At 65.6% G+C, this 10182-nt stretch carries 7 protein-coding genes; 3 read left to right on the top strand and 4 right to left on the bottom strand.

Annotated features, from left to right (window positions below; genetic code table 11):
- Positions 1 to 130: 130 nt before the first annotated feature.
- Positions 131 to 1933 (bottom strand): hypothetical protein, encoded by a 1803-nt coding sequence (locus UK23_RS53130; protein ID WP_196778033.1) that lies wholly within the window; start codon positions 1931 to 1933, stop codon positions 131 to 133.
- A 563-nt stretch (positions 1934 to 2496) separates the two neighbouring features.
- Here UK23_RS53130 and UK23_RS49265 point away from each other — a divergent pair.
- Positions 2497 to 6249, top strand: coding sequence for a hypothetical protein (locus UK23_RS49265; protein ID WP_156213620.1), 3753 nt, complete (start codon positions 2497 to 2499; stop codon positions 6247 to 6249).
- A gap of 368 nt (positions 6250 to 6617) precedes the next feature.
- Here the strand turns inward: UK23_RS49265 and UK23_RS35350 are convergent, their stop codons facing one another.
- A complete protein-coding gene (locus UK23_RS35350; protein WP_045316097.1) occupies positions 6618 to 7151 on the bottom strand; it encodes a hypothetical protein in 534 nt (177 codons plus the stop codon).
- Between the two features lie 244 nt (positions 7152 to 7395).
- On the bottom strand, positions 7396 to 7866 hold the full coding sequence (locus UK23_RS35345) for a hypothetical protein (protein WP_156213619.1): 471 nt from the start codon (positions 7864 to 7866) through the stop codon (positions 7396 to 7398).
- A 131-nt stretch (positions 7867 to 7997) separates the two neighbouring features.
- Here UK23_RS35345 and UK23_RS35340 point away from each other — a divergent pair, with 131 nt between their 5' ends.
- Both UK23_RS35340 and UK23_RS35335 read left to right on the top strand, forming a co-directional pair.
- Positions 7998 to 8819: a hypothetical protein gene (locus UK23_RS35340; RefSeq protein WP_156213618.1), complete on the top strand. Its 822-nt coding sequence runs from the start codon at positions 7998 to 8000 to the stop codon at positions 8817 to 8819.
- 198 nt (positions 8820 to 9017) lie between these two features.
- Entirely contained in the window at positions 9018 to 9530 is a 513-nt protein-coding gene (locus UK23_RS35335) for a hypothetical protein (RefSeq protein WP_156213617.1), read from the top strand.
- A 1-nt stretch (position 9531) separates the two neighbouring features.
- Here the strand turns inward: UK23_RS35335 and UK23_RS35330 are convergent, their stop codons facing one another.
- Positions 9532 to 10143 (bottom strand): DUF2637 domain-containing protein, encoded by a 612-nt coding sequence (locus UK23_RS35330; RefSeq protein ID WP_082115234.1) that lies wholly within the window; start codon positions 10141 to 10143, stop codon positions 9532 to 9534.
- Between the last annotated feature and the right edge of the window lie 39 nt (positions 10144 to 10182).

Genomic DNA, 10182 nt, shown 5'->3' with positions numbered 1-10182 from the left:
GGAGCAGCCAGCGTTCACAGAACGCCAGAAGGGTTCATCCGTGCCACCTGCATCGGTCCACGTTCTCGCACAATGCCATACACCACGGACGTCCGACGCTCCCGCAAGCCGCCGGCGCGCCATGCCCGGCTCAGGTGCGGCGCAGCTCGAGCCAGGCAGCCATCACCGCGGCGACGACGCGCTTCCGAAGGCTCCGCCGTGACCTTGGACCGGTCGGATTGGCCAGTGCGGCTTTGACTGTGGCGCTGTCGCGAGCGACTGCTTCATCGGTGGTCAGCAGCACCATGACTGCGCAGGCCTGCAGGGCAAGAGCTGCGTTGACTGGGTCGATCGCGTCGAGGAATCCGTGTGCGATGAGGTTGCGCACATTGGATCCGTCGCTGAGCAGGAACGTGCGCAGGAACCGCTCCCAGTCCGCATCAAATCCGTTGTCTACCAACGAAGGCAGCAGACTTCCTAGGCCGGGAAACATCCCGGATGCGTCACCCGTCTGGGTACGGAACACGGGCTCGTTGAGCTCCATCAGCAACGCCCGAACCGCCGCTTCGATCTTTGGCACAGCTAGATGTACGGCGGCGTCGTACTCGCCCACCCAATACAGCTGCAGCGCGGTTGCCAGTGGTGTGACAAGCGAGGGCGCCGCGCCAAAGCTCCGCAGGAACTCTTCGAGCTCTACACGAGGCGGTATACCGAAGCGGGCACGGATTCTGAACAAGGCATTGCCCAGGAACACCCCAGCGCTGCCCATCCGCACGGATTCCAGATTGGTCAGCTCACGGTTGAACCGTTCTTCGGCAGTGAGGCTTCGAGCAGGAAGATCATCACTGCGGAAGACGACGGTGGTAACGCTGTTTAGGATCGCCGAGGCCTGCATCGACCGCTTTGCAATGATCCTGTTATCCCTGTAGCGGCTCGTCGGCGCTTCGGTGGGATGGAGCCAAATCCGCAGTGCCGCACGCCAGTCCGTCGCAGTGTCGAAGCCCGGCAGGTAGGCGTCGAACAGCGCTGACGGTAGGTTGAGTTCGTACTTGGTAGCTTCCCAGGTGAGTTTGGGGGCAGCCTGCAGTTTGGCCACAGCGATCTTCTCAAGATCAGTCAGGCCAAGGCTTCGTGCACGGGATGCAGCCTGGCTGTACAGCCACCGGATAAGCATCGGCTGGGTCTCGCCGTCGGCTTCAGCCAGCATCGCGCCGACCAAGTGCCGATTCGCTCGCTCCACACGAACCAGATCGTCTACAGCGCGCTTGCGCACCAGGACCGCTACATCCTCGATTACATGTACCTCTGGGAAAGCCGTCAAAGTCTGGTCCAGCAGCCGATCAACCTTCGGGTCCACGGGCGCTGCAGACCTCCCGCGGGGTGGTGGCGCGATCAGAGCACCCAGCAGCGGGATCGCCCCGTACGGGTCTTCGTCGCGGGCGAGCACGTCCTCAACCACGTCGATCATGGCCGCGGCGATCTCTTGCTCCAGGTCGACTAGCCCCACCTGGCGGGCCAGGGTCCATCCGCGCAACAGCCCGGCAGCCAGCTCCCGCGGCCCAAGCGCGGTACCGATGGTCTCAAGGTAGGCGCGAGCGGCTTTCTCAGCGGTGTCACGCCCGTTCTTGAGCAGCTTCAACGTAAACGCGACGTCCCAACACCTCGCACGCACCGCCGGATGCGTGACTTGGTCAGCCAAAGCTAGCCAAAGCTGGCGTATGTCCTCGCTGGCGTCGCGCATGGCAAACGGCGCGAACGACGGGCCTTCGATCGGCCCCAGTGAAGCGCCAGCGACCTCGTCGACCCCTGCGGGCGTGAGCCTGTACCAGAAGGTGTTGAACACAACCTCAACGCCAGCCGGGTCCGGTGGTAGCTCCATCTGCGCAGCAATCGCCCGCATGTTCAAGGAACCATTGAGCAGGTCCGTCGCGTTCTCGCAGCTGATGTCCGCCAAGTTCGCCAATCCAGGCACGAACGCCGGGTCGTGCCGATACTGGCCAGGCCGCCCGGCAGACTGCCCCGAGGCAGCTGGTGCACCGGCCCCAGTGGTCTCGTCTACATCCTCGGGCACGCTCACCACTGATCCTTCCGCCACAGGTATGGCGCACAAGTCAACCAGCGGAAGTTAGCGTCTCCAACAGAGTTACACGCCAGGGTGAATGTCAGCGTCGAGACGGCTTCGACGTCGCACGCTTCAACGCTCACGCCCAGCACACGGCCACGGATATCCCCTAGCGCTAGCTAGGGTCCATTCTGACGAATCCGAGCCACCCGACGGCGAAACCGCAGTGCTAGCTGGGCGTCCAAGGAAGGGGCAGACCCTGGTTCCGGCCGCCAACCTGAGCAGCCGCTTCCACCACATGCTGTGGCCCGCAGCTGCGCCACGTTGGCCTGCCCAACGAGACCGCGGTCCAAGAGACGGCACCTCCTGAACCGCGAGTCCCGCACCCGACCCGCGCGCGATCCAGCAAAATGGGGGCACGGACCGGAGTGGGCTCGAAGGGTGGGGCAGACAGCTTGTCGCGATACGTGCTCCCGCTCAACGATCAGGTGTTCCTGGACGACGACAACTTCCTCCTGCCTCCCGACCGCCTGAACTGGCACACGGGAACCCCGGTTCCCGTTACCGGACTGGCGCGTTTCGGCCCGCGAACGGTCTTGCTTGCGCCAGGCGGAGCGGGGAAGACATTCGTCTGCCGGGAACTCGCGGAGTCGGAAGGCGCCGACTACGTGAACGCAGGCGCGTTCGATCGCGCCGAGCTGAGGGAACGGATCGACGAAGTCGCCACGCGCGGCGGCACGGCCTACCTGGACGGGCTCGACCAGGCGACCCCGCGCGACCCGGCACTGCTGCAATGGCTCGCAGAGAAGTTGACGGCCGGAGCGGCGAAGTCCGCGGTCTGGCGGCTCGCCTGCCGCCCGATAGCGTGGGAGTCGGCGCTCTCCGCTGCGGGGTTCACCGAGCTGCGGCTGCTCCCGCTCGACCGCGTCGGGGCCGAAGCACTCGTCGTCAGCAAGGGATACGACGGTCCCAGGTTCATCACCGAACTGATCCGCGCAGGCCATGGCGGCCTGTCGGCCAGCGTCGCTCAACTACTGGACGAAGCGTTCTACTGGTACACCAAGGGATTCCTGCCGGAGCAGGCCGAAGACGCGCTGGCGCACTCGGTCGACCGCCTGCTGCGGGAGACGAACTCGGGACGACGGCGCGCCATGCCGTCGGACCGCTTGCTTCGGCTCACGCGCCGGCTGGCCGCGTTCACAGCGTTCAGCGGTGCCCAGCGCGTCGCCGCGGCGGCGACCGGTGACGTGGACGCGCTGCAGGCCGACCTGCTGCCGTCCGCCGCTGAACCCGCCGACCCGCACCGGTCCGTAGAGCCTGACGACTACCGCGAGGTCATGGACACTTCGCTGTTCGAGGCGGCTCCGCACCACACCTTGTCCTTCCAGCACCAGCGCTACGTCGACTACCTGGCCGCCGCCTACCTGGTGGATCGCGGGATCTCCGCAGGTCAGGTTCCCGCGCTCCTGGGTGTCCGCGAGTCCGGCGTCTTACCGTCGTCGCGCGCCGGTATCGCCGCGTGGCTGGGCGTGCTGCGCCCGGAGCTCGTGGTGTCGCTTGTCCGGCACAACGCCCTGTCGTTCGCGTCGGCGACGATCGCGCTCCCGGATGGTATCCGGGCCATGATCGCCGAGGGTCTCCTCGACAACGCCCGGCACGACGAGCAAGGAACCCAGTGGTCGCTGGACCTCACGGGCGTCGCCCACCCCGATCTCAGTGCGCTGCTGGAGCGGCACCTGAGCGACCTCCGCTCGGCAGACGAGCTGTGGTGGGCAGCCCGACTTGCCACAGCGGGTGGCTGCGTGGAAGTCGCACCGCTGCTGCTCGCCGCCGCGCGGAACCCGGACTGGCCTGTCTACGCGCGCAGGGCGGCGGCCGTCGCGGTGGCGGGTCTCAACGAAGACCTCCGCCTTTCCCTGCTGGAGCTGGTAACGGACGGGGGCACCGACGATCCGGACAACGAGATCCTGTCCACCGTCGTCGACGCCCTCTACCCGGCCGCGCTGTCCACCCGGCAGCTCACCGAGCTGCTGCGTCCGCACCGGACGCATGTGCTGGGGAACTACCTGGTCCGCACGCTGCCGAGCCTGGCCAGCCGTATCCCGGTCGGGGACCTGCCTGTGTTCCTGGCGTGGTTCGCGCGGCAGAACGAACACCACAATCACTACGGCGAGTTGTTCACCGACCTGCTGCGACGTGCATGGCAGCACTGCCGCGAGGAACCCGTCCGCAGGGGTATCGCGCAGCTCATCGCCGGGTGGCTCGGTATCGGAGCCCGTCCACGTCCGTTCCCCGCATGGGACGAGTACGGTGCCGACGTCCGCCGCTCGCTCGCATACGACATCGCCGCCTTCGGCGGACTGAGCTGGTTTCCGGTGATCAGCCTCGGCATCCTCACCCCTGCCGACCTCGACTGGGTGCGCGATGTCCTTCCGGAAGCAGATCCACAAACGCACGCCGCACTGACGGCCTGTGTCTACCAGCTCGAGTCCGCGTGGCGGAGCGAGCCACCTCTGACCGACGACGAGGACGACGAGAATGAGGACGAAGGCGACGACGAACCCTTCGTCGAAAGCCCTTCAAGCCCGCTGGCCTGGCCCACCGCGGTGGCGTCACTCGACGGCCCCAAGGCCGTGTCACTCGACGAGGACCTCACCGCGCGCCCAGGTTGGAGAAGGCTCCACGACGTCGCACGACGCGAACTGCTGCTTGCCGGGGTCGCCTTCCTGAGCGACCACGAACCTGACGCGCGAGCGTGGTGCCGTCTCACGAACCTCACGGTTGAAGCGGTAAGCCCGGACTGGTCGGGCGTCCACCTGATGGCCACCCTCGCGCTGCACTTCCCTGAGGAACTCAGCGCGCTTCCGGACGGCACGTGGAAGCGGTGGACCCACAGCATCATCGCCGCCCCCGTGTTCCGTCCCAACGCGGAGCACGGCCCGCGAACCCACCTGCTGCGCACTGCATTGGTGCACGCGCGCGGGCACGTTCTCGCCGCTGCACGGGACCACCTCGTCGACCTAGCCGCCGACGACAGGGGACTGTCCCCCAGCGTGGTCTACGGCTGTCTGGCCGGCGAACTGGCGGACGAGCTCGCCGACCAGCTCGTGACCGGACGCCTCTCCGGCGAGTTGGCCCGCGGCGTGCTCGCGATGCTCGCTCACGCCGCGCCCACCGTCGCGGCGGCGGCCTGCCGCAGGCTCACCACCGGCCCACTCGCCGACGAGGCGTGGTCGCACCTGATGTCAATCGACCCCAACCACGTCGTCGACCACCTAGCTGGCGAGCAGGATGCCGACCAGGTCCTACGGTTTGCCGGCAGGCTCAACATCGGCAAGCTCGACACCCGACGCCTCGTCACTGCGGCCGGCCTGCTGCTCGACGCCCTCCCGTTCGAGGATGACGAACCGCTGGACAGCGGCAACTCCGCCCGGCTCGACGCACAGGGCACCCGCGGCCACGTCCTACAGATGCTCGCGGACGACGGCCAAGAGGAAGCACTGGCCACCCTTCGGGCGGGGCGCACCAAGCTCAGCCGGAAGGTCCTCGGCCGTTACCTGCACGAGGCCGGGGCCTGTCGCGCCGACTTGGAGGTTCCGCTGCTTCGGCCGGAGACGCTGCTGGAGGTGCTCCGGCGAGGAGACGCGCGGCTGGTCCGCAACGACGCGGACCTCGTCGAGGTCGTCCTGCGCCAGTACGAGGTGGTGCAGCACTACCTGCACCACCGCGACGGCTGGCGTGAGCTCTGGCAGGGCGACGCCCCACCCGGTGAGGAAGACGTCTCCGACTGGCTGTGCCGCACCAGCCTCGCGCAACTGAACCGCGGACACGTGGTGGTCGACCGCGAGAACCAGGTCGCCCGCCCAAAGGCCAGGGGAAGCGGCACTCGCGTCGACATGACACCGACGACGTGCACCGTCGGCGGTAACCTCGCCCGGATCCGGATCGAGGCGAAGCGTAGCGACAACAAGAAGCTGTACTCCGCCATGCACGACCAGCTGATCGACCAGTACCTCATCCCGCTGAAACAGCAGCACGCCATCTACGTCGTGTACTGGATCGCACCGCGGTTCCGGCCGGACGGTTGGTCCAAGACCTGGGCGGCGGACGCGGACGAACTACTCGACACCCTGCGGCAGCAGGCAGACCGAGCGAGGGCACGAGGGTTCCACATCACGCCCTACGTGCTCGACCTCCGCGCAAAGTAGCCCAGTACCTGACTCAACCGCTCGAACGGAAGCTCGTGGAGTACCCGCACCAGCTAGGCGGCCTCTGGCTTGGCTGACGTACGCGGCGGCGGTCACCCCGATCGTCACCGCCTCGCCGATCCGGCGGGCGACGCCGCATTCGATTACATGCCAGGCAGGACTGGCCTCATCCCGCGCCGTCGTTCCCGGCAGAACCCGCCGGTCGCCCTCGGTCAGCACACGCAGCACGCCGATGAATCCGACCTCGTTCAATCCGATGTGGACGAGCGGGACCAGGTCGCGCGTAGTGACCACAGAAGCTGATCACCGGGTGGTCAATCGTCTTGCCGTCACGGAGGTCAGCTAGCTACGCCATTCCGGCGTGGAGGTCACCACGACTTCGAGAGCCGCCTGAGCTGGCGCCGTAGCTTCTTGACCGACTTGGACTTCGGCTCATCCTTGAGCGCGATGTCAAGCAGGCCCGTGAGCTGCCTCGGTGTGAACGTACCCTCACGATTTGCCTGGAACATCGCTGCGATCGCGGTCCCCATGGTCTCTTGACCGCTCGTGGCGGGCTTAGCAGACGCAACTGAGTACGCGAGCTCGCCCACCAAATAGCGCAAACGAATGTTCACCAGATGCTGGCGCACCGGGCCAAGTCCGCGCGCCGCAATCACGACTGCGGACGCCCACTGGTAGTTGAGGATGAAGTAGCCGGTCTCGTGATCGCGTCCGCCTCCGAGCCCAGCTTGGTAGGCGATGACGTCGGCCAGCATCTCCCCAACAGCCTCCTGAACTCGATCTTGAGCCAGCATCCTCCGCTTCGCCGTTTCCTCCCGGCCTGTCTTCCACGTGGCGAAGACCAGGCCTGCGAAGCCTCCGACGACGGCGGACGTGATGATCGTTGCTGGGTCGAACGGCATGAGCGGTTCCTTCTCTCCCGCGCGGGAGAGCCCATTGTGTCCGCTGAGACGGACGCTCCGGCCCATCCGCCCCGTCGCGAATGCGATCTTCCGTGGTACACAAGGAAAGCAGTCAAAGACTTAAACGACCCGCTGTTTTCAACGCGTGCAGAAAAATGCCTAGCATCATGGACAGCAGGGGTGCGGGATTTCGGTGATACTACGGCAACCCGCCGCCGCTGTTACCTGGCGTCAGGCCAACCTCTCAACCGTTCGCCCAAGCGACAAACTCCTTCGCGATCTCCCGAGGGTCGCTGGACGGGAACGGGAACATGATCCGGCCTTCGGCCTTCGGCACCGCGCCTGCGAGTTCGATAGCGAAGTTGACCTGGTCCTTGGAGATACTGAACAGGCCTGCTGAGTTCATCCATAGCGTGGCCGACCGCTTCGTGCCGGTGAAGATGAACCGCAACTCGGACGAGGCCTTGGATGGCGGCACCTCAACCTCGAAGCCCAGGTGTCGCACCAGGAAGTCGGCGACGTCGGGTGCGGGAGTTTTCCGGTCGTACTTGCGGTAGCGCTCGAATCGGTCGAGGACGTCAGCCGCGAACGACGGGCCTTCTGCCGGGCTCGGCTCAATCACCGGCAGCTGGACGAGCATCTCGGTGCCGTCCTCGGGTCTCACGATCTTGACTTCGGTGCATCCCACAGGGAGCGTAACTGTTAGCAAGGTCATGTCAGCCACGATACGCCTAGATTGCCGCAGATACCAGCATCTGCGCATATTTACGGGTACCAGCAGGTCAGGATCGGTTCCGGTTCCCGAACTGTGCAGCGCGTAGACCGTGACGAGGGCGACGATGGGCAATGATCGATCAGGAGGCGAGCACCGCAGCGGCGACCCGCGCCGGACTCTGCTCTACGCGCTTCTGTTCCTCGCAGTCTGCGGTGGACAGACAATCGGCTCGCCAATTCGACGGTCGGCGGCGCACGATGAAGTTCGTGACAGGCACCCCGATGCCCATTGAGAAGGTGATCGCGCTCAGCGACGAGGTGGACGCCACCGCGTCGCTCCTGCGGCATGGTCTACGGGTACTTGAGTCCTACGCGTTCGCAGCCCGCGACGCTGACGTCGCGTTCGTCTGCCTAGCCGGCGGCGCAGAGAAGCTACTGAAGCTCAGCACAGGTTTGCACGCGTTGGATACCTCGGGGAGCTGGCCACCCAAGGCTGTCATGACCGGTATCGGCCATGACATCGTGAAGCTGTACGACCACGTGCGGGACCTCATCGTCCAGGAAGCGCCTAGCCTCAGCACTGCGCCCGGCCTCATCGCCGAACTGCTCGACAAGGTCGACAACGACCCGCATATCGACCAGGTGCTGGAAGTCCTCGGCACCTACGCCAAGAAGGGTCGGTTCTACAACCTTGACCACCTGGCCGACCACAAGCAGTCTGACGACTCCCCGAAGCAACTGTGGGAAGCCCTGCACCAAGGATTGCTCAAGCTGCACCCACCGTTGCTCATGCAGTTAGCGTCGGTCGGCCAGTCCCAGGCGGCACGAGCGGAGCTCAACAAGCTCATCATCTGCTCGATCACCGATTGGCAGGAACTGATCACACGAGCGTGGCGCACCGGCGTGTTCGGAAGCCTGGCGAAGCAATGGGCACCGCTGCTTCTTCCGACCTGAAGCCCGCAACTCGTTCGTACAGCGCACGTGATCCGTGCGGTCAAGGTCTACTCGCCTACGGCCCACAGACCTTGACCGCAATCGCAACGACCTCAACGAGTACACGGGTTGATGCAAGTCGCCTCGGACGGCGTCACAGTGCCGACCAGCTTCGCGATGGCTCGTCCGCATGACGCCGAAATGCAGTACACATCTGTCATGGACGACCTTCTCGACGGACGCCGCCAGGAGCTGACTCACTTCGGCGAACCAGCCCGCTTCGACATCCGCATGTTCCCGCTGCTGACCGCGGAGTGCCCGTCCGGAGTGCTGATCGACCCCAACACCTACGCACTGCGCCAGGTGGTGGCGGAGATCGGGCTGCAGTTCAAGCGAGAGACCAGGTACGACCTCGGCCCGTTCGACCCCTCGAATCCGGACTACCAGGGCGTCCTGATCAACTCAGAGAGGTTCTCCGCAACGTTCCCCATCGCGGCGGGCGCGGCCGGCTTCAGCCGCGAGGACGACACGTGGTGGATGGACTGGGTGTGGGTGCACCCCTACGAGCGCGGCACAGGGTTGTTCCGCCAGGCCTGGAACGAGATGGAACAGCTCTACGGCCTCTTCCACATCGACGGACCGTACTCAGCCTCCATGAGCACCTTCCTCCGGGCCAGGCAGATCGATCCAAACCGGCTGAACCATCCCCTGCACGACGACCGACGGGATTGAACTAGGCAACCGCAGCACACACCTTGGCCGCGACTTCACGGCGAACCACCGCGATCAACTCACGTGCCTGGACGGTGCCGATCTCCAGCTCTCTGCGAAGCACATCAGCCGGAATCGGCCGCAGGTGCGACGCCCAGTACTGCGCATCAGCACGCCGAGCACGCACCAAGTCGTCCTGTGAGAGCGCCACAGACTCCAGCTCATCACGCTCGACATGTTCGGACGCAAGCTGGACGGCTACAGGCGGACTGACGCGAGCGAGCGCCTGCAGGACCTGCGGGCCGACCTCTGCCCAACCGATCAACAACACCGGGCCGACCGCGTCGAACGCCGCCTTGCCGTACTCACCGCTCAACAAAGGCTCAGCCACGTTGAGAGCCAGCGACACCACGCTGACGAACAACGTGAACCTGCGCAGAGGCCGAAGGTCCTCCGCCGAAGCGCCGTGCATGGCGAGATACCTCGTCGCCAGAAGCAGCCCAAGGATCGACAAGTCGACCGCTGGCGCGATCAACGGAGCCACCCACACCGGTACACCGAGCCGCAGCGCAAGACTGAGCACGTTGCCGAACCCGAAGAGAAACGTCAGGCCAACAACCACCGCGATGATCACCGTGACCGCATGCGACACGTCCTGCAGAACCCCGGAATC

It is taken from the genome of Lentzea aerocolonigenes, assembly GCF_000955955.1.
In the GTDB taxonomy this organism is placed as follows: Bacteria; Actinomycetota; Actinomycetes; order Mycobacteriales; family Pseudonocardiaceae; genus Lentzea; species Lentzea aerocolonigenes_A.
This window is presented reverse-complemented; position numbering and strand designations above follow the sequence as displayed.

Bases quoted from the DNA above. Each gene is read 5' to 3' on its own strand.
- UK23_RS35345 (WP_156213619.1), bottom strand. From the start codon at position 7,866: ATGACCTTGCTAACAGTTACGCTCCCTGTGGGATGCACCGAAGTCAAG.
- UK23_RS35340 (WP_156213618.1), top strand. From the start codon at position 7,998: ATGATCGATCAGGAGGCGAGCACCGCAGCGGCGACCCGCGCCGGACTC.
- UK23_RS35350 (WP_045316097.1), bottom strand. From the start codon at position 7,151: ATGCCGTTCGACCCAGCAACGATCATCACGTCCGCCGTCGTCGGAGGC.
- UK23_RS35335 (WP_156213617.1), top strand. From the start codon at position 9,018: ATGGACGACCTTCTCGACGGACGCCGCCAGGAGCTGACTCACTTCGGC.